At 31.1% G+C, this 25,185-nt stretch carries 26 protein-coding genes and 1 pseudogene; 10 read left to right on the top strand and 17 right to left on the bottom strand.

Annotation, left to right across the window (positions count from 1 at the left end):
* Nucleotides 1-130 precede the first annotated feature (130 nt).
* From HMPREF2578_RS00745 to HMPREF2578_RS00735, 3 genes are all read left to right on the top strand, one after another.
* A complete protein-coding gene (locus tag HMPREF2578_RS00745) occupies nt 131-460 on the top strand; it encodes a DMT family transporter (protein WP_048681895.1) in 330 nt (109 codons plus the stop codon).
* Nucleotide 461: 1 nt separating this feature from the next.
* Complete coding sequence (locus HMPREF2578_RS00740; protein ID WP_017174884.1) at nt 462-776, top strand: DMT family transporter; 315 nt, start codon at nt 462-464, stop codon at nt 774-776.
* Between the two features lie 79 nt (nt 777-855).
* Nucleotides 856-1,815, top strand: a complete 960-nt coding sequence (locus tag HMPREF2578_RS00735) for a 2-hydroxyacid dehydrogenase family protein (protein WP_017174885.1) — start codon at nt 856-858, stop codon at nt 1,813-1,815.
* Between the two features lie 56 nt (nt 1,816-1,871).
* Here the strand turns inward: HMPREF2578_RS00735 and HMPREF2578_RS00730 are convergent, their stop codons facing one another.
* From HMPREF2578_RS00730 to HMPREF2578_RS00700, 7 genes are all read right to left on the bottom strand, one after another.
* Entirely contained in the window at nt 1,872-2,996 is a 1,125-nt protein-coding gene (locus HMPREF2578_RS00730) for an FAD-dependent monooxygenase (protein ID WP_070508195.1), read from the bottom strand.
* Between the two features lie 20 nt (nt 2,997-3,016).
* Complete coding sequence (locus HMPREF2578_RS00725) at nt 3,017-3,808, bottom strand: N-acetylglucosaminidase (protein ID WP_070443419.1); 792 nt, start codon at nt 3,806-3,808, stop codon at nt 3,017-3,019.
* Nucleotides 3,809-3,831: 23 nt separating this feature from the next.
* On the bottom strand, nt 3,832-4,053 hold the full coding sequence (locus HMPREF2578_RS00720) for a hypothetical protein (RefSeq protein ID WP_017174888.1): 222 nt from the start codon (nt 4,051-4,053) through the stop codon (nt 3,832-3,834).
* A gap of 165 nt (nt 4,054-4,218) precedes the next feature.
* Nucleotides 4,219-4,686, bottom strand: a complete 468-nt coding sequence (locus HMPREF2578_RS00715; protein ID WP_048762114.1) for a helical membrane plugin domain-containing protein — start codon at nt 4,684-4,686, stop codon at nt 4,219-4,221.
* Nucleotide 4,687: 1 nt separating this feature from the next.
* Nucleotides 4,688-7,639: a formate dehydrogenase subunit alpha gene (fdhF, locus tag HMPREF2578_RS00710; RefSeq protein WP_061544280.1), complete on the bottom strand. Its 2,952-nt coding sequence runs from the start codon at nt 7,637-7,639 to the stop codon at nt 4,688-4,690.
* A gap of 254 nt (nt 7,640-7,893) precedes the next feature.
* Nucleotides 7,894-8,841: an LCP family protein gene (locus HMPREF2578_RS00705; RefSeq protein ID WP_017174891.1), complete on the bottom strand. Its 948-nt coding sequence runs from the start codon at nt 8,839-8,841 to the stop codon at nt 7,894-7,896.
* Nucleotides 8,842-8,956: 115 nt separating this feature from the next.
* Nucleotides 8,957-9,736: an inositol monophosphatase family protein gene (locus HMPREF2578_RS00700; RefSeq protein ID WP_048762118.1), complete on the bottom strand. Its 780-nt coding sequence runs from the start codon at nt 9,734-9,736 to the stop codon at nt 8,957-8,959.
* 368 nt (nt 9,737-10,104) lie between these two features.
* On the opposite strand from HMPREF2578_RS00700, the gene HMPREF2578_RS00695 reads away from it, so the two are divergent.
* From HMPREF2578_RS00695 to HMPREF2578_RS00685, 3 genes are all read left to right on the top strand, one after another.
* Nucleotides 10,105-10,800, top strand: a complete 696-nt coding sequence (locus HMPREF2578_RS00695) for a helix-turn-helix transcriptional regulator (RefSeq protein ID WP_070508194.1) — start codon at nt 10,105-10,107, stop codon at nt 10,798-10,800.
* A 105-nt stretch (nt 10,801-10,905) separates the two neighbouring features.
* Nucleotides 10,906-11,259 carry a hypothetical protein gene (locus HMPREF2578_RS00690; RefSeq protein WP_017174894.1) on the top strand — a complete coding sequence of 118 codons (354 nt, stop codon included), beginning with the start codon at nt 10,906-10,908 and terminating at the stop codon, nt 11,257-11,259.
* Nucleotides 11,260-11,582: 323 nt separating this feature from the next.
* Nucleotides 11,583-12,455, top strand: coding sequence for a MurR/RpiR family transcriptional regulator (locus HMPREF2578_RS00685; protein ID WP_017174895.1), 873 nt, complete (start codon nt 11,583-11,585; stop codon nt 12,453-12,455).
* Between the two features lie 215 nt (nt 12,456-12,670).
* Here the strand turns inward: HMPREF2578_RS00685 and HMPREF2578_RS00680 are convergent, their stop codons facing one another.
* Nucleotides 12,671-14,059: an amino acid permease gene (locus HMPREF2578_RS00680; RefSeq protein WP_019835274.1), complete on the bottom strand. Its 1,389-nt coding sequence runs from the start codon at nt 14,057-14,059 to the stop codon at nt 12,671-12,673.
* A gap of 326 nt (nt 14,060-14,385) precedes the next feature.
* Between HMPREF2578_RS00680 and HMPREF2578_RS00675 the strand changes: the two genes are divergently transcribed.
* A complete protein-coding gene (locus tag HMPREF2578_RS00675) occupies nt 14,386-14,730 on the top strand; it encodes a hypothetical protein (RefSeq protein ID WP_017174897.1) in 345 nt (114 codons plus the stop codon).
* A 4-nt stretch (nt 14,731-14,734) separates the two neighbouring features.
* Nucleotides 14,735-14,923 carry a hypothetical protein gene (locus HMPREF2578_RS00670; RefSeq protein WP_002448560.1) on the top strand — a complete coding sequence of 63 codons (189 nt, stop codon included), beginning with the start codon at nt 14,735-14,737 and terminating at the stop codon, nt 14,921-14,923.
* Nucleotides 14,924-14,979: 56 nt separating this feature from the next.
* Here the strand turns inward: HMPREF2578_RS00670 and HMPREF2578_RS10795 are convergent, their stop codons facing one another.
* The 3 genes and pseudogenes from HMPREF2578_RS10795 to HMPREF2578_RS00660 all read right to left on the bottom strand — a co-directional run bounded on the left by HMPREF2578_RS10795 (nt 14,980) and on the right by HMPREF2578_RS00660 (nt 16,784).
* Nucleotides 14,980-15,171 carry a hypothetical protein gene (locus HMPREF2578_RS10795; protein ID WP_071560670.1) on the bottom strand — a complete coding sequence of 64 codons (192 nt, stop codon included), beginning with the start codon at nt 15,169-15,171 and terminating at the stop codon, nt 14,980-14,982.
* A 5-nt stretch (nt 15,172-15,176) separates the two neighbouring features.
* Entirely contained in the window at nt 15,177-15,821 is a 645-nt protein-coding gene (locus tag HMPREF2578_RS00665; RefSeq protein WP_019835625.1) for an HAD-IA family hydrolase, read from the bottom strand.
* A 49-nt stretch (nt 15,822-15,870) separates the two neighbouring features.
* A pseudogene (locus HMPREF2578_RS00660) lies at nt 15,871-16,784 on the bottom strand (bile acid:sodium symporter family protein).
* A 285-nt stretch (nt 16,785-17,069) separates the two neighbouring features.
* Between HMPREF2578_RS00660 and HMPREF2578_RS00655 the strand changes: the two are divergent.
* The gene (locus HMPREF2578_RS00655; protein ID WP_019835626.1) at nt 17,070-17,600 is read left to right on the top strand and encodes a hypothetical protein; all 531 of its coding nucleotides are present in this window, start codon (nt 17,070-17,072) and stop codon (nt 17,598-17,600) included.
* 45 nt (nt 17,601-17,645) lie between these two features.
* On the opposite strand, the gene HMPREF2578_RS00650 is transcribed toward HMPREF2578_RS00655, so the two are convergent.
* A complete protein-coding gene (locus HMPREF2578_RS00650; protein ID WP_049414026.1) occupies nt 17,646-19,247 on the bottom strand; it encodes an alpha-glucoside-specific PTS transporter subunit IIBC in 1,602 nt (533 codons plus the stop codon).
* A 201-nt stretch (nt 19,248-19,448) separates the two neighbouring features.
* On the opposite strand from HMPREF2578_RS00650, the gene HMPREF2578_RS00645 reads away from it, so the two are divergent.
* Complete coding sequence (locus tag HMPREF2578_RS00645; RefSeq protein WP_019835628.1) at nt 19,449-20,210, top strand: MurR/RpiR family transcriptional regulator; 762 nt, start codon at nt 19,449-19,451, stop codon at nt 20,208-20,210.
* Nucleotides 20,211-20,267: 57 nt separating this feature from the next.
* Here the strand turns inward: HMPREF2578_RS00645 and HMPREF2578_RS00640 are convergent, their stop codons facing one another.
* The 5 genes from HMPREF2578_RS00640 to HMPREF2578_RS00620 all read right to left on the bottom strand — a co-directional run bounded on the left by HMPREF2578_RS00640 (nt 20,268) and on the right by HMPREF2578_RS00620 (nt 25,073).
* On the bottom strand, nt 20,268-20,786 hold the full coding sequence (locus HMPREF2578_RS00640) for an SRPBCC family protein (protein WP_002448616.1): 519 nt from the start codon (nt 20,784-20,786) through the stop codon (nt 20,268-20,270).
* A gap of 121 nt (nt 20,787-20,907) precedes the next feature.
* Nucleotides 20,908-22,200, bottom strand: coding sequence for a Na+/H+ antiporter NhaC family protein (locus HMPREF2578_RS00635; protein WP_070508193.1), 1,293 nt, complete (start codon nt 22,198-22,200; stop codon nt 20,908-20,910).
* 96 nt (nt 22,201-22,296) lie between these two features.
* The gene (locus HMPREF2578_RS00630; protein WP_017174904.1) at nt 22,297-22,908 is read right to left on the bottom strand and encodes a flavin reductase family protein; all 612 of its coding nucleotides are present in this window, start codon (nt 22,906-22,908) and stop codon (nt 22,297-22,299) included.
* Nucleotides 22,909-22,985: 77 nt separating this feature from the next.
* On the bottom strand, nt 22,986-23,867 hold the full coding sequence (locus tag HMPREF2578_RS00625; RefSeq protein WP_070508192.1) for an SDR family oxidoreductase: 882 nt from the start codon (nt 23,865-23,867) through the stop codon (nt 22,986-22,988).
* Between the two features lie 87 nt (nt 23,868-23,954).
* Complete coding sequence (locus HMPREF2578_RS00620) at nt 23,955-25,073, bottom strand: amidohydrolase (RefSeq protein ID WP_019835631.1); 1,119 nt, start codon at nt 25,071-25,073, stop codon at nt 23,955-23,957.
* Between the last annotated feature and the right edge of the window lie 112 nt (nt 25,074-25,185).

Here is a 25,185-nt window from a genome sequence, read left to right as displayed (position 1 = left end):
ATTTAAAAGTGAGAAAATGAATTCATAATGAATTCTTTCTTACTTTTTTATTTTCTAAAATTGCATAACTCATAATTGTTTGAGAAAATATTTTTACTTATCAAAAATACTATAAGGAGTAATGGATATAATGCAATGGTTAAAGGTCATTTTATCTGGATTGATAGAAGTTGTTTGGGTTACGTGTTTAAATTACGCTCATAATACGTTTACTTGGCTCATCACTTTATTATTTATTGCTTTAAGTTTTTATTTAATGCTTTCTGCGACAAAACAACTTCCAGTAGGTACTGTTTATGCTGTCTTTGTTGGTATAGGCGCTGCAGGAACAGTTATCGTTGATATGTTATTTATTAATCACGTCATTTCACTTATGAAATTATTATTTATTATTTTATTAATTATAGGTATTATCGGATTAAAGCTTTCTACTGATGACCAATCTGAAGGAGGTCTATAAAATGGCGTGGTTATACCTTTTAGTTGCAGGATGCTTTGAGATTTTAGGTGTTGTTTTCTTAAATGAACTGAATCGTACACATAAAAAAATATATATTCTACTAGGTGCGCTTACTTTTATATTTAGTTTTAGTACTTTAAAACTATCTATGCAGACGATTTCGATGGGAACTGCCTATGCAATATGGACAGGGATCGGGACTGCTGGAGGTACCATTGTAGGTATGATTTTCTATAATGAATCAAAAAAATTTATTCGTATATTTTGTATTGGTTTAATCTTAATATCCGTAATTGCTTTAAAAATAATACAGTAACTTTATTCATATAAATTCTTTGTGTCCCTATCTTTCTTCCATTATACTTAATTTGAAAGAATACAAAGGAGTGAGATGGATGGAAAAAGTATATATAGCTGGTAAAATTCCAGAAGCTGGTTTAAATCTACTCAAAGAACATTTTGAAGTAGACATGTATGAAGGTGAAGGTATCATCGATAAAGAAACATTAAAAAAAGGTGTCAAAGATGCTTCTGCTTTAATTAGTATTTTATCCACTAATGTAGATAAAGAAGTAATTGACAGTGGTGAAAATCTTAAAATTATTGCCAATTATGGCGCTGGATTTAATAATGTAGATGTAGATTATGCACGTGAAAAAAACATTGATGTTACAAATACACCAAAAGCATCTACAGCTGCAACTGCTGAATTAACATTCGGCTTAGTATTAGCAATTGCTCGTCGTATTGTTGAAGGTGACAAACTTTCTCGTACAAAAGGATTTGATGGTTGGGCGCCATTATTCTTTAGAGGCCGTGAAGTCTCAGGCAAAACACTTGGTATTATCGGATTTGGAGAAATTGGTAGTGCAGTAGCTAAACGTGCAAAAGGATTTGATATGGATATCCTTTATACAGGTCCTCACCAAAAAAAGGAAAAAGAACGTGAAATTGGTGCTAAATACGTTGATTTAGATACATTATTAGAACACTCTGATTTTATTACAATCAATGCTGCTTACAATCCAGATATACACCACATGATTGATTCAGAACAATTTAAAAAAATGAAATCTACTGCTTATTTAGTCAATGCAGGGCGTGGACCAATCGTTAATGAACAAGCACTTGTTGATGCATTGAAGCATAAAGATATTGAAGGTGCAGCTCTCGATGTGTATGAATTTGAGCCAGATATTACTGAAGGCTTGAAATCTTTAGATAACGTAGTCATTACGCCACACATTGGTAATGCTACGTTCGAAGCTCGTGAAATGATGTCTAAAATTGTAGCTAATGATACAATTAAAAAATTGAATGGTGAAGAACCGCAATTTGTTGTTAATAAAAAATAAGGTTAAATAAAATAAGGAGTTATCATAGAATCCATAGTGAATTCTATGATAACTCCTTATTTGTCTTTTGTTTTATATAAAAATTTAGTTTGACCACTAAAAAATCGTTTTGGCATACGTTTCATGATAGCATTACGCAATGCAACAACTAGTTTATTATCTTTTTGAGCGATATTTCCGACTTTTCGAGAACGTTTTATTACTTTTTTAGTATGTTTTACACGTAATTTATTATATCGCTGTAATGCTTTTTCTAAGTCATAAGAAGCGATACAATTAGCTAAAACGATAGCATCTTCCATTGCTTCTCCTGCGCCCTGACCCATGTTTGGCGTCATTGCATGGGCAGCATCTCCTAATAAGACTGTACGACGATGTACAAATGAAGTTAAAGGTTTTAAATCATATAAATCGTTTTTAATAATACCTGTTTCACTTTGTTTATCTAACAATGCCCTCACTTGATTAGGATAATGATTAAAATAAGCCTGCAAATGTGGTTTTTCAAATGATACATATTTAGGATCTTTTTCATTTGCATTAATTGTAATAAACCAATAGGCTTGATTATTAATTAGAGGCACAATGCCCACGCGTCCACGTCTTCCCCAATATTCATCTGCTGTATATTGATTCATTATGTCCGCTTCATCTATCATTCCTCTAAAGCACGTATAACCTTGATAAATCACTTTAGAGTCTGGGAATAAAGCTTTTCTAACGATTGAATGAATACCATCCGCTCCAATACATAAATCAAACGTCTGACTTGCATGTTTTGAGAAATGAAGCATTGGCAGTTCAGATTGAACATCCACTTTAGTCACTTCATAATCAGTAAATACAGTATTAGGTTTTACATATGAAGATATTAACTCTATTAATGACTGACGAGATAATGTCACATTTAATGTTCCTTCTTTCAACTTAGCAGATGTAAGCAAATCACCTTTATCGCTATAGATATTTAATGATTTTAAATTTTGTCCGGCATTTTTGATACCTTTAGCTAAATCATGATTACCGAGTTTTTTTAAAACGTTATCACCGATACCAATACCTGCACCTACTTCTTTAATATCAGTCTTTCTCTCAAAGACTTTGACATCATGCCCTTGTTCTTGTAAAAGTGCTGCAACCGTTAAACCTCCGATACCAGCACCTATCACTGCAACTTTCATTCTATTACACCTCAATATCTCTATTTATTAGATATATAGTAATTCCTACGTATCTTATCTTTTTTTATACCCAAACGTTCATAATCTTTTTTCATATTATCTGCAATTTTATCTGCCCACTCAATATCACTCGCATATTGATGAGACCCTGGATTTTTAGGATTCCATCTCATTTGATAAAGCGTAATTTGTTCGTTTTCAAAATATTGATGACGAATAAAAGCTGCACCGCCCATAATTGCTTTACTTGGTGTTGTCCAATTATGTTCTTTAGCATAACTATGACCAGTAGCAATGGCATCTTGATCAAATGCACCAATTCCAAAAAAATTATAGTATTTATGATTATTCTCTTTAATACCATTAGCCAGTTCGGATTGACCATTTGCTGTTTCTATGATTGCATGATTCATTAAATATATAATATTCACTTGATACTTATCTTGGGCTTTTAAAAATGTTTGAGCCTGATCTGTTAAAATACCTTTATTTTTAAGTATATGTTTTACCTCATCTTCATTCATTGGAACCGTTTTAGATAGATCCATATATTTTAAATCATTATCTTTTTTAGAAATACTCATTGCTCTTTTCACTTCATTATTATTCACTAGAACAAACTGATTATTTTTATCAATGGTATTTAATTGGTTCGATTGGGTTTGCTTTTGAAGGGCCTCTTGAAAACTGTATCTTCGATCATTACGTAGTATATCCTTATGATTGATACAAAGTAATACAATCAATATGATGAGAACAATAATAAAAAGTATAATAGATAAACGTAACTGATTACTATTTCTATATTTCATAAATTGAAATTCCTCTAATTGTCTTATTTAGATAACATACTGTATGCAACTATAATAGCAATAATGACGATGGCAAACGAAATATTAATAATAATTTTCATGCCCGTACGATCTCGAAATAATACATTAAAAATAACAAGACTAATTGCCAATGAAACGGCAAACATTGCTATCGCTAACATTAATTTCATCATAATTAAAAATATAATTCCTAATACAACAAAAATATTAGAAATAATAGTCATTATTTTAATAATATTTGGATGAATAAGTCCTCTCTCCTTACACTTTAATTTATACACTCTACTTTATCATAATGGATGTATACTATATTTTACAAATTCATTTCTAAAAAAACTCCTCAACATAAGTCATTTCGTTCTTATATTAAGGAGTCGTATATATTCAATTTATTCTCTAGACATACCTTTAAGTAAATTTATCATGTACGTTAAGCTACGATTCATATCATCATCTTTTAATACACTCATTAAGCTTCGTATTGTCGTTTTGGCATTTGGACTTGCTTGATTAGCTACTTGTAAGCCACTATTAAGTTTATTTAAAAATTGACTTAGTTCTTTAACTTCTAAATTCCCAAGCATAAATACCATTGGAGCTAAATTTGTAATGAGTCCAGTATACATATCTTTATTTAATTCCGTAGCGAATTTATTTATAATAACTTGACGACCTTTAATACCACCGTTAATAGCATCTAAGAGTTTTGCATCATCTAAATTTTTAATAATACGAATAGCTTTTAAAATACTATCCTTATTTTCAACAATTGCATTTGTAACTTCATTCAAACTTTCCAACTTAAGTTGTTCTTTTGATTTTTCAAGACGATTAATTTTAGTTATTCTTTCAGCCATATTAATCCACCACATTTCCTGGGAAAATATAATCCTTACGTTTCCATTTTTTCTGAACTTGGACACTATATTGCGGATGACGATGTTTATCTACACGGAAATTCGTTGGATTTAAAGGAGATTTACCTTTTCTAGTTATAACCTCTAAACGACAATGTGTACGTTTATAAGATGGTGTGTGTGTAGCATAATCCACGTCACTATTAGTTAATTTATTTATAGCACCTATATCACCATTACTCATAGCATCATTATTTAAAGGAATATATATTTCTTTTCCTTTAACTCTATCAGTAATTGTAGCAACTAAAGTAGCTTCTCCTGTATCAGAAATAAGTTTTACTTCTGCACCCTCATGAATATCGCGATCTTTGGCTAATTCAGGTGAAATTTCTACAAATGCGTGAGGCATTTTATATTTAATCATTTCTGTTTGATATGTCATATTTCCTTCATGGAAATGTTCTAGAACGCGACCATTATTCACATGTAAATCATATACTTCATCTTCTTTAAAGAAATTATCAAATGTTAATTTAAATAATTTTGCACGTTTATTATCGAAATTAAAGCCATCAAGATATAATGTAGGTTGATCTGTACCATCTGGTGCTACAGGCCATTGTAAACTGTTAAAACCTTCTAATCTTTCATAGCTAACACCTGAATAAGACGGTGTTAAGCGTGCAATTTCGTCCATAATTTCTGAAGGATGACTATAATTCCAATCAAAGCCCATTCTTTTAGCAATCAATTGGAAAATTACCCAGTCAGGTTTTGAGTCACCTAAAGGTGATAGTGCTTGATTAATACGTTGGATTCTACGCTCTGTATTTGTATATGTGCCATCTTTTTCTAATGAAGGACTAGCTGGTAACACAACATCTGCATACGTTGCTGTAAATGTTAAAAATTCATCTTGAACTACCAAAAACTCAACTTTTTCTAATGCAGATTGTACATAGTTAATATTTGAATCTACAATTCCAGTATCTTCACCATACAAATATAGTGAATGAATTTGTCCTTCATGAATACCATCCATCATTTGATGATTATCCCGACCAGGCGTTGGATTCAATGTAACACCATACTCTTTCTCAAATTTCGATCTAATTTCATCATTGTGTATCATTTGATAACCTGGAAATTGGTCCGGCATACTTCCCATATCACTTGCACCTTGAACATTATTGTGGCCACGTAATGGATAAGCCCCTGTGCCAGGTCTTCTATAGTTACCTGTTACAAGAAGAAGATTTGAAATTGCTGTACTTGTATCACTACCAATATCTTGTTGTGTGACACCCATTGCCCAACAAATAGCTACAGATTCTGCTTTTGCGCATTCTTCCGCAAAACTAATTAATCGCGCTTTTGAAACTCCTGTAACCTCTTCAGTATATTCTAATGAAAATGGAGTTAATGATTCATAATACTCATCAAAATTGTCAACCCACTCTTTAATAAATTCAATATCATGTAAATGATGATCGATAATATATTTTGTCACAGCGCTCAACCATACTAAGTCTGTACCAGGTTTAGGTTGATAAAATTCATCTGCACGTTCAGCCATTTCATGTTTACGAATATCAAAGACATGCATTCTTTGTCCAAACAATTTCTGTGCACGTTTAATTCTTGAAGCAATAACTGGATGTGCTTCTGCTGTATTTGTACCAATAAGTACCGTCATAGTTGCTTTTTCCAAGTCATCAATAGAACCTGAGTCCCCGCCATGTCCTACCGTTCTAAATAATCCTTTTGTAGCAGGTGCTTGACAATATCTCGAACAATTATCAATATTATTTGAACCAAATACTTGGCGAGAAAGTTTTTGCATTAAGTATGACTCTTCGTTTGTACCTTTTGAAGAGGCGATAAATGCTAGGTGATCGCCACCATATTCATTTTTAATGCGCTTAAAGTTCTTTTCTATAACATCGAGGGCTTCTTCCCATTCAACCTCATGAAATTCACCATTTTTACGTACTAAAGGTTTAGTTAAACGTTGATCCGAATTAATGTGTCCCCACGAGAATTTGCCTTTTACACAAGTAGAGATTTTATTTGCTGGAGAGTCGTGTGATGGTTGAACTTTTAAGATTTCTCTATCTTTTGTCCATACATCAAATGAACATCCTACACCACAATATGTACATACTGTTTTAGTTTTGTTAATTCTTTCTTTACGCATCTCTGCTTCAGAATCCGACACAGCAAATAACAATCCATCACCTGGTTCAGCTTTTTTAGTTAAATCAATCATAGATGCTAATGAACCCGGTTCTGTATCAGTTAAATATCCCGCATTGCCCTCCATATTGACTTCCATCATTGCATTACATGGACACACTGTCGCACATTGACCACATGATACACAAGACGATTCATTTATTGGAACATCATTATCCCAAATCACACGTGGGTGCTCACGATCCCAATCTATAGAAAGTGTTTCGTTAACTTCCACATCTTGACATGCTTCTACACATCTACCACATAGGATACATTGGTCTGGGTCATAACGATAGAAAGGACCATAATCTTTCTCATAAGGCTTTGTTTTATATTCATATGATTGTTCTTGTAATCCCCATGCATCCATTGCATTGTGAATCTCACAATCACCGTTATTATAATCACATACTGTACAATACAGCATATGTTTTTCTAAAATTCTATCTAATGCTTCTTTTTGGCTAGCTTTCACTCGTTTATTTTGAGTATTGACTGACATCGGACGGTCAACTACTGTACTACACGCTCGTTCAACTTTACCATCAATTTCAACCATGCAAGTATCACAGGTTTGAATTGGACCCATGGATTCGTTATAGCAAATTGAAGGAACGAAAGTATCACGAGATTTAATAAATTCAAGTAAATTTGTTCCAGGTTCTACAAGGTAATCCACATCATCTAGGGTTAAAACTAAATGTTCTTGCATTGCTTTCCCCACCTTATATTTATATTCCATAAACAACCAATTTCATTAAGATTCTGTATTATTTCCCCATATTCAATACAGAATTAATATTATTGTATAACTAAAATCATATAATGTTAAGGCTTTCAATCATATCTATTGACCTTTCTTTATTCTTTTAAATAAAGAATATACTTTTAAATTTTTATATCTTTAAATAAAAAATCTGAGACCTATAAATTAGTCTCAGATTTTTTAATTGCTATATATTTTTTTTATTTTTTCAAATTATTATTTAATACCTCTGTCATTTGCACTTTTGAACTTTCATTAGGAATAAAATACCATAATCCATCATTTTGAATACTACCTGTCCCTTCTAGCTGATGACGATTAACTGTATCATTAGCCTCTTTATAATGACTTCTAATTTCATTTAAATCCCCTAATGTTAAATCAGTTGTGACGTTCTTTTGAATTTGAGTAATTAATGATGGCAAATGTGTAATCGCTGAAGAACTAACCATTTTATTTGCCATAGCTTGTAAAACTAGTTGTTGACGTTCTTGACGTCCAAAATCACCACCTGCACCTGTTTCTTTACGACTTCTAATAAATGCCATGGCTGTATCTCCATCAACATGAGTAGATTGCCCTTTAGTAAATGTTGTACCTTGAACTGTAAATGTATCATTACTTACTATGTTAACACCGCCTACCGAATCAATCATGTCGTGTAATCCATCCATATCAATAGTAGCGTAGTGGTCTATTGGCACATTCATTAGTTTTTCTAATGATTTAACAGCCATGGTAGGCCCCCCATAAGCATAAGCATGATTTATTTTTTCAGTTGTACCTCTTCCTACGATTTCTGCTTGAGTATCACGTGGAATACTTACAAGCTCAGTCGTTTTTTTCTTTGGATTCACTGATAAAATCATTATTGTATCACTACGTTCACCATCATTTGTGCTTTTACGTTGTGCATTAGAGTCAACACCAAATAAGGCAATTGTAAATGGATCTCCATTTTTTAAATTAACATTATGAGAACGCAATTCAGATTGTTGACGATGAAGCGGGTTATGAATTTTATTACCTGTTATCAATATCGTTGTCGCGATAACGGCTACAGTAACGACAGCTAACACAACAAGTATACTAATAATCCATTTCATTATTTTACTAGAGGAACGTTTTTTTCTATCAGGACGTTGCATCTTCCTCCTCCTATTCTACTTATATTAAAATATATCTCCATTATTATATATTAAATGATTTAATTTACTATACAACTTTAGTAGGAAATATATTAAATAACTAAGAAGAGAAGGATTAGTGTTTATCATTAATAATAGCTAATATCTCCTCGTAGCACCCTTTATTACTAATAATAAAGGGGCCACCTTTAGCGAAATCAAGATGTTGTCCATCCATCTGTGTCATCACTAATCCTAATTCTCTGGCGAATAAAAACTGTGCTGCGATATCCCAAGGTTTAGGATTAGTATTAAAATGTGCTCCAAATTGTCCTTTTATCACTCGCACTGAATCTAATCCGCAAGCTCCTATATATCTCACACTAAAAGACGATTGATACAAAGCTTTACTTAATTTTTCATTCACGTATTCTGAACCAAATGAAACAATAGTATCTTTAAGCGATAATACTTCTGGAGACTCAAGTTTGACATTATTCATGAAGGCCCCCTTACCTTCAATTGCTTTATATATTATTTTATGAGCGTAGTCATAAATATAAGATAATTTAGGTTGTCCATTTTCAAAGTAAGCTAAAATAATACAATAATCTTCTTGTTGTTTCACTAAATTGGCTGTTCCATCAATAGGGTCCATAATCCAAAGGTGTCCCTGATAAGGTTCAATACCCTCATTATTTTTTTCTTCAGCTAATAACTGATGTGTAGGAAAATACTTTTCCAGATAGGCCTCGAAATCATTTTGTATTTGTTTATCTACATTTGTAACTAAATCGAATCGATTTTCTTTTGTTTCTGTAACCATGTTTTTAATTAAATTAGGAATAATACCATCTAAATGTTGGAACCAATCCGTAATATGCTTATCTATAAATTGAAGTTGTTGTTTTTGCATGATGTCACCTCAACGTTTTTATTCATCTTATCATATAACATATTATTTTTTTTAAATAAAAAATCGGCTAGTCATTTGCTAGCCGACAAAATAGAAAGGAAAGTAAGTAATAAATATTGAAGATGTTTCGATGTAACCCGAACGATTCACCTTGAGCTATCTGTTATACAGCCCCTACCCCTTTGTTTGAAATCGTTCTACCCTGTTACAAATACTATATTAGCATAATTATCTAATGATTGTAAGCGTTTTCTAAATAAAAATAGTTTATTATTACACTTCCAATCAACTTATTACTAAAAATGTCTTGAATCTCAGTCTTATGTTATAATTAATGTAATATGTAATGTTCATAGGTGGTGAGTATATTGAATAAAATGGAAAGACAAAATCAAATTATTTCATTAATTCAACAAGGACATAAAATCAATGCGTCTGATTTAGCAAAACAATTTAATGTCTCTACCCGTACAATTACTAGAGATATTGATGATTTAGAATCTAAAGGAGTTCATATATACGCTCATAAAGGAAGACGCGGTGGATATGAAATTCAAAATACTGATCATTATTTTCATCTTAAATTAAATGAATCCGAACTTATTGCACTATTTTTAACTTTGCAAGAAAGTCAATCTCACTCTACATTACCTTACACTCAAGACATTCATTCAATTATGAACCAATGTTTAAAAACACCTAATACACAAATACTAAAAATACTGAAACATATCTCCAATAATATTAAATTAGAAGATACACATTCTCTAACATTACCACATTTGTTTTCAGATATTTTAATTTATAGTAACGAAAGACATGTTATGCTTGTTGACTTTTCAGAAAATAATGAAATTACTGCAGAAAATGTGATATTCATCGGCTTACTGTGCCGTAACGGTCAATGGTTTGCTATTGTTTATGAAATTGGATTCGGTAGAACTCGTGAATTATCAATATTAAATATTGTTGATATTTCTTATTCATTTGAAAAAAAAATTCAAACATACGATATTACTATTCATAACTATAAGGAATTTCTACAACCTAAAAACAATGAATAAAGTGAGTATTGAAGAAATTTTCGTGTATTCTCACTTTCATTCTCAAATACTAAATGCTTACATACCAAATATCCTTAACACCCTCTTTTAAAGGATGAGTATACCATGCATTATAAAACCTTAATATACGATCAACACATTTTAATTCAATTATTAATTTTACTAGAAAAAGCTAAATATTATTATTTTATGGACATAGCACATTTATCTTTGGGAATTAAAGATTACAATAATTTTATTAATCATTGTCGTGCGCATTTTAAACATAATCAAATAAATAGTATTTCATCTCATTGTTCTGATTCACAAACGTATTGCTTCGAACAATACAATGAATTGATGACTCATTTAAAACAAATCCCTCTTCAAAATTTTAAAAATGGAAATTTAATCGTCGATTTGCAAGAACGTCAAAATCATATTTATAAAGTTTATAATCAAATTAATAATTATCAATAACCTTATTTTTTCGATAAGTTTAGTAGGTAAATTGTCATTGTAATTTATAGTATGTATAATAATGCTTGATTAATATTAAGTAAAAACTGCATACTGTTTTTTAATTCTCGAAATAATGTCATATTGGTGGGAGAATATCACATTATTTCGGTAATCCTGTTACGTAAACCTTTACTTAACTTAATCACTTTACAGTTATTTATCGATATTTGTGGGAATTTAGATGTAATATATGATGTATTCACATGCCTAGATAGAGATGTTTTCATTTTCATCTATCTATTTATGATGAAAGAAAAACTTTTAATAAATTAGGTGATTGGATGACAAATATTTTAAGTAGGATAGATGAAGTCTACGCTTCGTCTTCTAAAAGTGAACAGAAACTTTCACGTTTCATATTAAATTCTCCACATAAATTAGTTTCAATGTCTAATGAAGCGATTGCAGATGAGCTTAATATTAGTGTGTCTACTATGAATCGTTATAGTCAAAAATTAATTAATCAAAATTTTAAAGCTATACGCGATGAAATTAAGCAATGGTTTCCTAAACAAGTCACACCGTATAATATCAAGTTAGTAGAAAATGAATCAGTAGAAAGCTTAAAACAAAAATTATATTTTCAAACTAAAGCGTCGTTAAAACAAAGTAATCATTTTATAGATCACCAAACTATTGACGCTATTTGCGAAACATTTAAACAGGCACATACCATTTTTCTATATGGTTATGGGAGTTCATACGTGTGTGCGCTTGAATTTTATCAGAAATTATCCCGTATTGGTCTCAATATTCAATTAGTTCAAGATACACATTTACTAACTACAATGTTGTCTACACATAATAAAAATGATTGTGTCGTTTTTATTACCCATAGTGGTGAACAGAGCGAACTACAAGCAATGGTAAAAGTCGTTAAAGATTTTAACCTTTCAATGATTACAATTACAAGTTCTAACAATAATTCAATTGCAAAAGATTCTGATTTAGTTTTAACGTATAATGAAGATTATAAAAACGAACTGTGTATGAGTGCGACAACTGCATTATTTGCACAATTATATACGATTGATATTATATTTTACCGCTTTATAGCACGTAATTATCACGCTTCTTTAGACTATATGACACAGTCAAAGATTTCATTAGATAATTACCACAAGTATTTATCAAAAATTGAATTTAAACATTAATAAAAAAGGAGTGGGATAAAACTCATTGTTCCACTTCATTCCCAACTTATGTTGGGCGTCGACGTTCTTTTTGAATGACTTTATGTTGGGGTCTCGGTCTACAATTAAAAAAACTTGATATTAGTCTATGTTTAATTTAGGGATTTACTATCCAAACGTTAAAAAATCTGAGACGTTTATGCACGTCTCAGATTTTTTATTATATATTTTTATCGTTATTTTACTCTTTTTATAGCATCATTTTTGTGATGACCGCGAATAAAGTAATACACTGTAACCCCTGCTAAGACAATAATACCTATAACCACTGAAATAACTGTGTCTTTATTAAATAACATACCAATTAAAACAATGAGTAAAAAGATAATTGTCATAACACTAGAAATTGTGCCTCCTGGCATTTTAAATGGATGATTTTCAACCTGTTCTGGATGTAATTTTCTGAAACGAATATGACTGATTAAAATCATAAACCATGGAATCATACCTGGTAAAATAGATGCACTATAAACATACACGAAAATACTATCAGCGCCTTTTATAAATAAAGGTAAAATAACATTTAATAATGCTCCAATTAAAATACCAATTGCAATAGTTAATACAGGATAAAATGGCACACCATTTTTCATTACACGTGTAAAGATTTTAGGCATTTGCCCTTTTTGAGCAAGTGTATATATCATACGACTTGCACTAAAAATACCAGAGTTACATCCTGATAATGCAGCAGTTAATACAACAAAGTTGATTAAACCTGCGGCAAATGTAATACCAATTTTAGAGAATGTAGCTACAAAAGGACTACCAATACTTTCTAATTGATTCCAAGGGTATATTGAAACAATAACAAAAATAGCACCTATGTAAAAAATTAATATACGCCATATAACACCATTTACAGCACTTTTAATATTCTTTTGAGGATTCTTTGTTTCACCTGCAGTAATACCAATTAGCTCAACCCCTTGATAAGAACCAATAACGATTGAAAGTGCAAAGAAGAAACCAACTAATCCATTTGGCATAAATCCACCATGTTTCCATAAGTTAGAAATACCGATAGGGTGTCCTCCATTACCAATTCCAAAGAAAATCAATCCTAATCCAGCAATAATCATTAATACAATTGTTACCACTTTTATCATTGCAAACCAAAACTCAAATTCTCCAAACGCTTTAACTGAAGCTAAGTTTGCTATTAATAATAATACTACTGCAATCACGCCTGGTATCCATTGTGGTAAATGAGGGAACCAATAATTCATATACTCACCTACGGCAATGACTTCACTCATCCCAACGACAATCCATTGGAATATATTACTCCACGCTGTCATATAGCCAGCAGCTGGATGTATGTATTCACTAGCAAATGTTGCAAATGAACCTGTTGTTGGATTTAAATAAATCATTTCTCCCATTGCTCTCATTATTAAAAATAAGAATATCCCTGCGATTAAATACGCAAAAATAACTGATGGTCCAGTCCATTTAATTGTACTTGTTGCCCCCATAAATAAACCTACACCGATTGTCCCACCCAGCGCAATCATTCTAATTTGACGTGCACTCAGTCCCCTATGTAATTCATTATTATCCATAAAAATACCCCATCTCTATTTGGACTAAGGTGCGATACTTTTAACCTTTAGAAAATATTTATTACGTTTTCTTAGTCGACATATCCTTTACCTTATTGAAGTTATTATACTATAATTTTCAGAAAATAAAATATATTTTTTAAATTCTGTCGAAAGCGGTTTCGTCAATTTACTTAAATTTTTTTACTTTTTGCAAAAATGAATAATCTAATATTTGTGTTATTGGGTTATTTTTAGTTGAGAATCATATTACTAAATTAATATATTTAATTGATACTTTAGCAGTATGCTATACTGCTTATATAGACTTAAAGGAGTTTAACCTTATGCAGCATTTATTAAAAAAGGATATGAAGGTATCTATTATTTTTGCTATTGTGTTCTTTTTACTGAACTTTTTTAGTGAACAACAACACATGGTAAGTTTGCTTATACTACGAACGCTTTTAGCAACTTTAGTATTTTTCTTACTATACTTAATTGTATTTTCAATCTTTAATTCTGATCAACGTAAAATAAAATTTAGTATTACTTTATCTATCGCTGTTATAATCTTTTTAATTATAGGAACATTATTATCTTCTCCAAAGTTCGGTGTTTTAACAGGAATCTGTGTAGGTATTATTGCAGGATTTATATGGGAATGGATTGAAAAAAGAAAAGGAGAATAAATATATGTCAGTCACTATTGGTATAATATTAATTATTGTTTTATTATTTTTAAGTCTCATACCAAATTATAATGCAATGAAACAAGCTAAATCTCAAGGATCTAAAAGCACTAGATTTACCGTAATGGTAGGTATTGATGCGATTTTAATTGTTTTATTAGTCTTTACAATTATTCTAAAAATAATTATTTAATAAAAAAGGAACCTTAGAAAAAGGTTCCTTTTTTATTCTTATATTGGTCAATCACTTTATAATTTGCCTTGTAACAAAAAGAAATACGCTATAAAAGCAAGTATAAGATATATCATTGATCCTATCATGAATGAACGTATACGAACTCTAAAAGGAATACGTTTATTAAATATTGGACCTAAAACAAGATTTCCTATTCCGATAATAATGGGTCCAGCTAAAAAGAAGATGATTAATTGCCACGACATGTCATTCACACATGACCCTTTTCAAAAAAACGATTTATAATTTCTTCGCCATTTAAATCTTTACCAATATATGGAATAGTTGAGAAATCTTGTTTTTGAGTCATATCATTTGTATTTACTATAACATCTAATCCAGCGCGAAAAGCAGCTGTAGCACCATTTACAGAGTCTTCAATAGCTAAACAATGAGTTGGAGAATAATTAAGTTGCTGAACCGCAGTCAAATAAAGTTCTGGCTCTGGTTTTACATATTCTACACTTTCTCTCCCAACAATAATATTTATATATTCATCTAAACCTAAACTCTTAAATACTGGAAAAATATCCTTTTTATAACTACTTGTCGCAATTGCCATAGGAATATGACGTTGCTTCAAGTATTTCATTAATTGTTTAATCGTAGGATTAATTTCTAATTGATTACTTGTTTGATGATGTTCTTTATAAATAATTTCTTTATTATCTTTTCCAATCGTCTGTTCCAAATATTCGTGTAAATCCTTTGCTTCTCCACCAATATTTTCACGGTAAAAATCGAGTGTAATTGGTGTTGCATTATGACTAATTAAATGCTTATTAATAATATTAAATAAATGTTGTTCAGTATCGACAATTGTACCATCAAAATCGAATACTATTGCTTTATACATGATATTTCTCCTTTAAACTTAATATTATAGGTAAGTTTAACATATTACATTAACGTTTAGACCAATATTTGGCAAGAATAGGTCCAGAAATATTATGAACAAAACTGAATACAGCTCCTGGCACTGCTGCTAGTGGACTAAAATGTACAGTTGCCAAAGACACAGCTAAACCTGAATTTTGCATTCCAACTTCAATAGAAACGGCCTTTTTGTCTCTTCTATCAAGTTTGAATACATGCGCTAAAACATAACCTAATAATAGCCCACTACATTATGTAAAATGACTACAATAAAAATAAGGAATCCAGTTTTAAGAATTTGTGATTTACTCCCTCCAACAACAGCCGCTAAAATCAAAGAAATCGCTACTACAGAAATAATTGGTAAAATTTTAGTAGCTTCCCGAGTTACTTTTTTGGAAGCAAGTTGTAAAAGGAATCCTATGATTATTGGTAATAAAACAACTTGAATGACCGACCATAACATACTTAAAAATGATACATGTAACCACTCATGAGCAAATAAATAAATTAAAGCCGGTGTTACAAATGGTGCTAATAAAGTAGATACACTTGTAATCGCTACAGATAACGCGACATTAGCATTAGCTAGATAACTCATGACATTACTTGATGTTCCGCCAGGACAACATCCAACTAAAATCACTCCAATTGCTAACTCAGCTGGTAAATTAAATATTTTAGCAATAGTATAGGCCAAGGTAGGCATAATAGTGAATTGTAAGATCACTCCGATAATAACAGACCTCGGCTCTTTAAAAACTAATTTAAAATCACTAGGTTTAATTGTCATTCCCATGCCTAACATCACAATTCCTAATAGCCATGGGACGAATTGACCCATCGTCGCTAGTTGAGTTGGAAATATAAAACCTATAATAGCAGCAATAAACATCCATAATAAAAATGTCTTAGTTGCAAATTCACTTACTTTACTTAACATAATGTCACCCTCTTATTTTAAATAATGAAATAAGAGTATCATAGGAGAAAAAGTAAAACAATGAATTTTCAGAATATTTAAAAATATGTATATTTTTATTTTTTCTCTTTTAAATAGAGTTACGAATATATTACAAAAATATTAAATTAAAATTCATTCAAAAGTCGTAGTGATAATCATAATAAAGAGTGATACAATCAGACTGTATATGGGAACGACGTGTTTCATTTTAAGAATGATAATGACATGAAGACTACATAATATTAAGAATTGGGAGGTTCTTGCATGTGGATAGATAAATTTGAAACTTACATCCTAAATATTGTAGGTTTGCAATCAAGATCGACTAAAAGACAATTAATGAAAATTTGCAGAAATGTTCAATTTTGCGAATCATTTCAATACAACATTATTAAATATAACAATACTCCAGCCCTTGAAATCAGCTTGCCTAAACAACAATTACCCTATTTCATTAGTTTTTTAAGTTTTTATCAAATTTCTATTTACCAAATTCTTTCTTCTAGAAATACACACACCTTATTGGATTCTGGACAACATTATTCTTCTTCTAAACGCTTTAATTTATGTATAGATGGATTACAAGATGCTTTTATCAAAGATAAAGTTATTGATATAATGACATATTTCTCTAATCAATATGATTTAACTTATACATTAAACAATAATTATGCTAGCGTATGTTGTAAACCAGAAATATTCTCGAAACTCATTCAGTTTATTGCTTGTCGAAATATTGATATTTTATCAGCCACATATAAAGCTCGTACATTACATAATGCACGTATTTCTTAGAGTAGTTAAAGGGTCGAAACAAAATGTTTCGACCCTTTTGGTATCTTATTTTTTATCATTTTCATCAAATACTAAGTGTTCAAATGCTTCTCGTACTTGTGGTACGGTCATCCCTACAACTACTTGTACATTCTTACCACTTTTTACAAGTCCATGTGACATTTGTTGATGTGTAAAATATGCAGTATCTTCTACTTTTGATTCGTCATTAACAGTTAAGCGTAAACGTGTTGTACAATTTGTCACATCTTTAATATTTTCTTTTCCACCTAAACCTTCTAAATAATAATATGCTTTTTCTTCATATTCATTACTAGGCTCAAAACCTGAAGTGTCTGTACTATCTTCTCCTTTTTTCTCTTTATAATCTTTTTTAGAAAATAGTTTCACTTCTTCTTCAGCACGACGTCCTGGTAATGGAATATCAAATTTTAAAATAAGATATCTAAATACAAAGAAGTAAATTGCTGAGAAAATTAAACCAATAATAACTTGAGCTACATAAGTCATCCAGTGATTTTGTCCAAGTGGAATCCAGTTTGTTGCAATAAAGTCAAGTAGTCCTCCACCCATATTACCAACTACTCCAAAACCATACATGATTGTATCCATTGTTGCAGCTAATAATGCATGAATAACAAATAAGAATGGTGCAATAAATAAAAATGTAAATTCTAATGGTTCTGTAATACCAACTACAACAGCAGTTAATGTAGCAGGTATCAATAATGCAGCTACTTTTTTACGATTTTCTTTAGGTGTTGTAGAATACATTGCTAAAGCAATACCAATTGCGCCAAATACTTTACCATTACCTTGAAGCATGAAACCATAATGGAATTGATCTTTTAATGGTTTGCTACTTTCGGCAAATTGATTTAAATGTCTAAACCATTCTGCTTTTAAACCATCTTTTGCTACAACTGGACCTACTTCAATTGGTGCATAAACAAAATGGTGAAGTCCAGTAGGTATTAATACACGTTCTAAGAAATGGTATAACCATACGCCTATATAACCAGAAGCAATAATGAAGTGTTGTAATGATTCAATTCCGCTTTGAATCGTTGGCCACACTACACATGTAATGGCTGCTACAGGTAACATAACAAAGAATGAAATAGTGACTACAAATGTTAAACCTTGGAAAACACCAAGCATTTCAGGTAATTTCTTACTGTAATATCTATTATGTATCCAAGTTACAATAGCTGAAATAATGATACCACCTAAAATATTAGTATCTAATGTTGGAATACCTGCAATTGCTTTTAAACCTGTAACATTTTCAACACCTTTTTGTAAGTTTGCACCAAACGTATGTGGCCATTGCGTTAAAATGGCATTGATAAATGTATTAAACATTAAGTAACCCATTAAAGCTGCTAATGCTGCGTGACCTGGTGCTTTTTTAGCAAGTGAAATTGGTAAACCTACTACAAATACAATTTCCATGTGATTAAAGATAACCCAACCACCAGATTCAATGACTGACCAAAATTTAAACCAAAATGTGTGACTGTCTGCCAAACCACCCATTATTGTTGGGTTTTTAAATAGTGTTGCAAACCCCAATATAATCCCGAAGAATGCAAACATTAATACTGGAACTATCATTGCGCTCCCAAAACGTTTTATTGCGTTCATATGCTGACCCCCAAATCTAAATATCATAGTTAATCATATGATATTGCACTTTTTTAAGCGCTTTCTTAATATCTTAATTCTATTATAGTAAACGCTTTCATATATACAATGATATTGACTCATTTTGAAATATTTTTGTATAATCAGTTTATATTTTCTATAGATGAAAAAATTTTCAATATTATAACTTGAGGTGTTTATATGTTATTAGATGAGAGAGTTAATGCTAACTTTGATAAATTAAATGACAATGATCTTCATATAGCTCATTTTGTTAATACACATATAGAACAATGTAAAACTTTAAAAATACAAGAACTATCACAATATACACATGCATCAAACGCAACTATTCATCGTTTCACACGTAAATTAGGCTTTGATGGCTATAGTGATTTTAAATCTTATTTAAAATTTGAAAGTCAATCTTTATATGAAGTTCCTACCGATTCAATCAAACAATTTAAACAAGAAATTGAAACAACATTTACTTACCTAGAAAGGGTAAATTTTAACCTTATTACTGAAAAAATTGATAAAGCTACCAATGTATACTTATATGGTACTGGACGAGCTCAGAAAAATGTAGCTGAAGAAGCACAACGTATCTTATTAACTATGCATAAAAATGTAATTGTATTGCATGATGAACATGAGATTAAAATGGTACTTAACTACTCTAATGAAGATGACTTATTTTTTGTGATTTCTTTATCTGGAGAAACTCACCAATTAACTGAGATTACTAATTTACTTCAATTGCGCCAACGTTATTTTATTTCTGTTACAACCATGAAAGACAATACATTAGCACAAAAGGCAAATTATAATGTTTATGTTTCTAGCCATACATTTTATTTATACAATGATATAGATTATTCTAGCTTTATTAATTATCATATCTTTTTTGAAACGCTACTAAGAAAATATAATGAGCGAAAAGAAAACGGTGAATTACAATAAATAAAAAGACCTATTAAGTAATAACTGACTTTTACTCAATAGGTCTTTTCATTTTAATTAAAGTAACATATCATTGTCCTCTACATATTGATCTAAAACTTCATTCATTCGATCAAACATTAATTCTAAACCATGTGCAGTAGAATCATGATATTCTTTCTTTTTATGTTTATATTCTAAAGCCGTTAAACGACGTTCTTTTTCTACTATAGATTGATAGTAAAAGAACATTTGCGTACCGCCTGATTCACGCTCTTCAAATTCTACTTCAATAACATCTTGACTATCGCTTAATTCTGGCATTCCAATAGTCATTTTGATGTATTCATCGGATACTAATTCTTCATATTTACCTTGAATTACATTTTGTTTACCATTACGAGCATCTACTATTCGATATTGTCCACCTTCATGAATATCTGCATCAAATAATTTATTTGTTCGTTGGGAGGTCATAAACCATTGCTTTAATAAGTTTATATCTGTCCAAGCACTATAAACCAATTCTGGAGAATATTTAAATAAACGCTCAATATGAATCTCAACTTGTTCATTTTCTACATTATATTTTGCCACTCATCTCACCTACTTTCACTCTTAGTTATATTTTAACGCATTTATAAATACTACCAAAATTTCAACTATCAGAAATTAAAAAAAATATAAATTTAGATGATTTTAACTTGTTATATATCATTTATTTCGTCTTAAGACGTGGAAATCTAAATACAATTGCTAGAATTCCACAAATGCCTAATAAAATTGAATAAATACAATATGGCATCATACTAAAAGGAGATATTCCAGCGACACCCGCTGCTGCAATAAGTTGAGGGCTATAGGGTAACAGACCTTGAAAACATCCAGCAAAAATATCAAGAAGGCTTGCTGATTTACGAGGATCTACTTCATACTCGTCAGCAATATTTTTAGCTAATGGGCCTGACATAATAATTGAAATTGTGTTATTTGCTGTAGCGATATCCGCTACACTCACAAGACTAGCGATACCAAATTCAGCACCACGTTTCGATTTCACTTTCGATTTCACAAAATTAAGCAACCACTCTACACCGCCATTATGTTGAATAAGACCAACAAGCCCACCAATAAGTAAAGCTATAATTGCAATATCTTCCATTCCAATAATTCCTTTTGATATAGCAGTTAATAAACCTTTCCAATTGAAAGAACCATCAATAAGACCAATGATTCCAGAAAGGATAGTACCACTAATTAAAACTAAGATAACATTCACACCAATGACGGCTAAAACAAGCACTAAAATATAAGGAATGACTTTCACTAAGTTATAATCATATTGCTTAGAATGATCAACATGTACACCATTTGTTAAGAAAAATAAAATGATAATTGTTAGAATTGCACCTGGTAAAACAATCCAAAAATTAACTTTAAACTTATCACTCATTTTTGTTTTTTGAGTACGTACTGCTGCTATTGTGGTATCTGATATCATTGATAAATTATCACCAAACATCGCACCGCCTACTACTGTTCCCATCGCTAACATAGCTGAAATATCAGTTGCTTGAGAAAATCCAAATCCTACAGGTGCAAGTGCTGCAATAGTTCCAACTGAGGTTCCCATAGAGATAGAGACAAACATACAAATTATAAACAATCCTACAATAATAAAATTTTGTGGTATGAGTGATAGTCCTAAATTAACTGTAGACGTGACACCACCCATTTTTTCAGCAGTAGTTGAAAATGCACCTGCTAAGATAAAGATGAAAACCATTAGGACAATATTTGAATGCCCTGCCCCTTGAGTAAATATTTCAATCTTTTTTGAAAATTTTTCTTTTCTATTCATCATTAATGCTACAATCACAGTAATCGTTATCGCAACATTTAAAGGCATATTACTAAAATCTCCAGTAGCGATTCCTATTCCTAAAAATAATGCAATAAATAGCACAAGAGGTAGTAGTGCCCATGCATGCCCTTTATTCCCTTCTTCCATATTTAACCTACTTTCCTTAATACTAATTGAATTTATATTTAAAGGTACAAGATTCATATATCATCGTCAATACAATTACATGTAAAATTCATATTATTATGATTCTGGACGTTTAATTGTAAATGTGTCTCCGAGTTTAGAATAATTATTTCCCGCTAAACGTGCTACGGGTTTAAGCTGATTAAAATCAATTTTACTATCCTCAAAATAGACATCTTCATTTATATGATACATAACAACTTCTCCTATAATTAAATCCGCACCATCATTTTTAGTACCTAATTGAATCATTTGATCTAATTTACATTCAAAACGAATATTAGCTTCTTTCACAGCAGGCGTCTGTATAATAGATGAACTGATAAGAGTCAATGATGTGCGTTCTAATTCATTGTCTTCGTATTTTAAAGGTGCAGCCGTCTCATTGATATCTTCAATATTGAATTCATCTGTAATATGCACAACAAATTCTTTTGTTTTTTCAATATTTATAGCAGTATCTTTACGCTTACCATTACTTCTTTGTGCTGCAATTGCTATCATAGGTGGCTTATTATTCACTACATTGAAAAAGCTAAATGGTGCACCGTTTAAATTACCTTTTTCATCTTCCGATGTTACAAACGCAATAGGTCTAGGTATAACTGAACCACTTAATAATTTATAATTTTGAATATCTGATAATTGATTTGGATTAATCCCTTTCATTTTTAATTCTCCTTTATAAAATAAAAAGCGAGAGATTTCTAAAAATCTCTCGCCAGTATACTTAACGTTTAACTAAATTAGTCGATTTGAATACCACCAGTAACGCTATGAACTTGACCAGTTAAATAACTACCATCTTCTGAAGCAAATAATACATATGGTCCCACACATTCAACAGGTTGACCTGCACGGCCTAGTGGAGTAGCTTGGCCAAATTCTGGTATTGCTGATTGAGGTTGTCCACCACTGATTTGTAAAGGTGACCAAAATGGTCCTGGCGCTACACTATTCACTCTAATACCTTTATCTCCAAATTCTTCAGAAAGACTTTTTGTTAATGAAATAATTGCTGCTTTAGAAGCGGCATAATCATGTAAAATTGCAGCTGGTTTATACCCTTGTACTGAAGATGTCGTTGTAATTGAAGCACCTGGTTTTAAATATTTAGTTGCTGCTTGAGCAGTCCAAAAAATTGGATACACATTTGTTTCAAATGTTTCAGCAAATTGTTCAGTTGTAAATCCATGAATATCATCATGATACTGTTGATGACCCGCAACAAGAGTAATGTTGTCTAAGCCACCTAATTCATTATAAGCTTGTTCTACTAAATCATAGTTAAACTGCTCATTTCTCACATCTCCAGGGATAAGTACTGCTTTTCTTCCAGTTTTTTCGATGACTTCTTTAACTTCTTGTGCATCTTGTTCTTCACTTGGTAAGTAGTTAAGAACTACATCAGCGCCTTCTTTAGCATAAGCAATTGCTGCTGCACGTCCAATACCTGAATCGCCACCAGTTACCAACATTTTATAATCTTGTAAACGACCATGACCTTCATATGATTCTTCACCACAATCTGGTTTAGGTGACATTTTATATTGATAACCTGGTGTTTCTTGTTCTTGTTTTTTATAATCAGAATCTTTAAATTTAATTCTTGGATCTTGTGCACCCATTAAAATCATCTCCTATTTAATTACTCAACATTGGTTTACCACGTTAAGTAGTAATTAAATCATAATTCTAAAATTTTCTAATAAATATTATGCTAATAATTGATAAATCAGTTCTATAAAATAATCAGGTGTTTTTTCTAAAATACGTTCATCTGGATTGTATTTTGGATGATGTAAATCATATTCGCTATTCGATCCAATAAATGCAAACACACCTGGATGATGCTCTAATAAACCAGAAAAATCTTCTCCAATTGTATATGGATGTTCTAAATCAATTACTGTGTATCCTACTTTTTTTGCCGCTTCTTTAGCATGTTTTGTAAGCTCTACGTCATTAATAACTGCGCCTGGTAAACGTGTATAAATTAATTCAATCTCTATATTAAATAATTGTTCTAATCCTTTAGCAATATCATGCATACGTTGTTCAATATAATCTTGTACTTCAGGTTTGAATGAACGTACCGTGCCTTGAACATAAGCATTATCTGCAATAACATTCCAAGTATTACCTGAAGACACTTCTCCTATTGTAATGACAGCACTATCAAAGGCAGATAAATTACGACTAATAATTGTTTGCAAACTTGTAATTAATTGCCCTAACGCCATTACAGGGTCATTGCCTTGCTCTGGCTTGGCAGCATGAGCTCCCTTGCCATGAATTTTAAATTCAAAACGATCTACAGCAGACGTAATAGGACCAGATTTAATTGCAAATTCTCCAATATCTAATGTTGGATAATTGTGAAATCCAACAATCGCTTGTACATCATCTAATGCATTGGTTTTAGCCATGGCTTTAGCACCATACCCAAGCTCTTCAGCTGGTTGAAATAAAAACCTTACTCTTCCATTTAATTGTTCTTCTTCTTCTTTTAACTTGGTAGCAATAGCTAAGATACTAGCCATGTGAATATCATGTCCACAAGCATGCATCACTCCATCATTAGTAGAAGTAAAGTCTTGACTAACTTGCTCCTGAATAGGTAACGCATCAATATCAGTACGAACAGCAATACATTTTTCTCCTTGTCCTATTTCTGCTACTAGGCCCGTTTCCATTGGAATGTCAATCATTTTAATATTGTATGAAGTTAATATATCTTTTATACGTTGCGTCGTTTTATATTCGTATTTTGATAACTCAGGATATTGATGAAACATGCGTCTCCATTTTACAACGTCGTTAAAACTTGTCATCAATGTCACTTCCCTTTCTCTAAGTCCAATAAAATGTTGTATAGTCTATAGTATCATAATTATCAAACTTTTCTTATAACTAAATAAGAGTAGATATCCATTACTTAGAATG

Source organism: Staphylococcus sp. HMSC072H03, from assembly GCF_001809305.1.
In the GTDB taxonomy this organism is placed as follows: Bacteria; Bacillota; Bacilli; order Staphylococcales; family Staphylococcaceae; genus Staphylococcus; species Staphylococcus hominis.
This window is presented reverse-complemented; position numbering and strand designations above follow the sequence as displayed.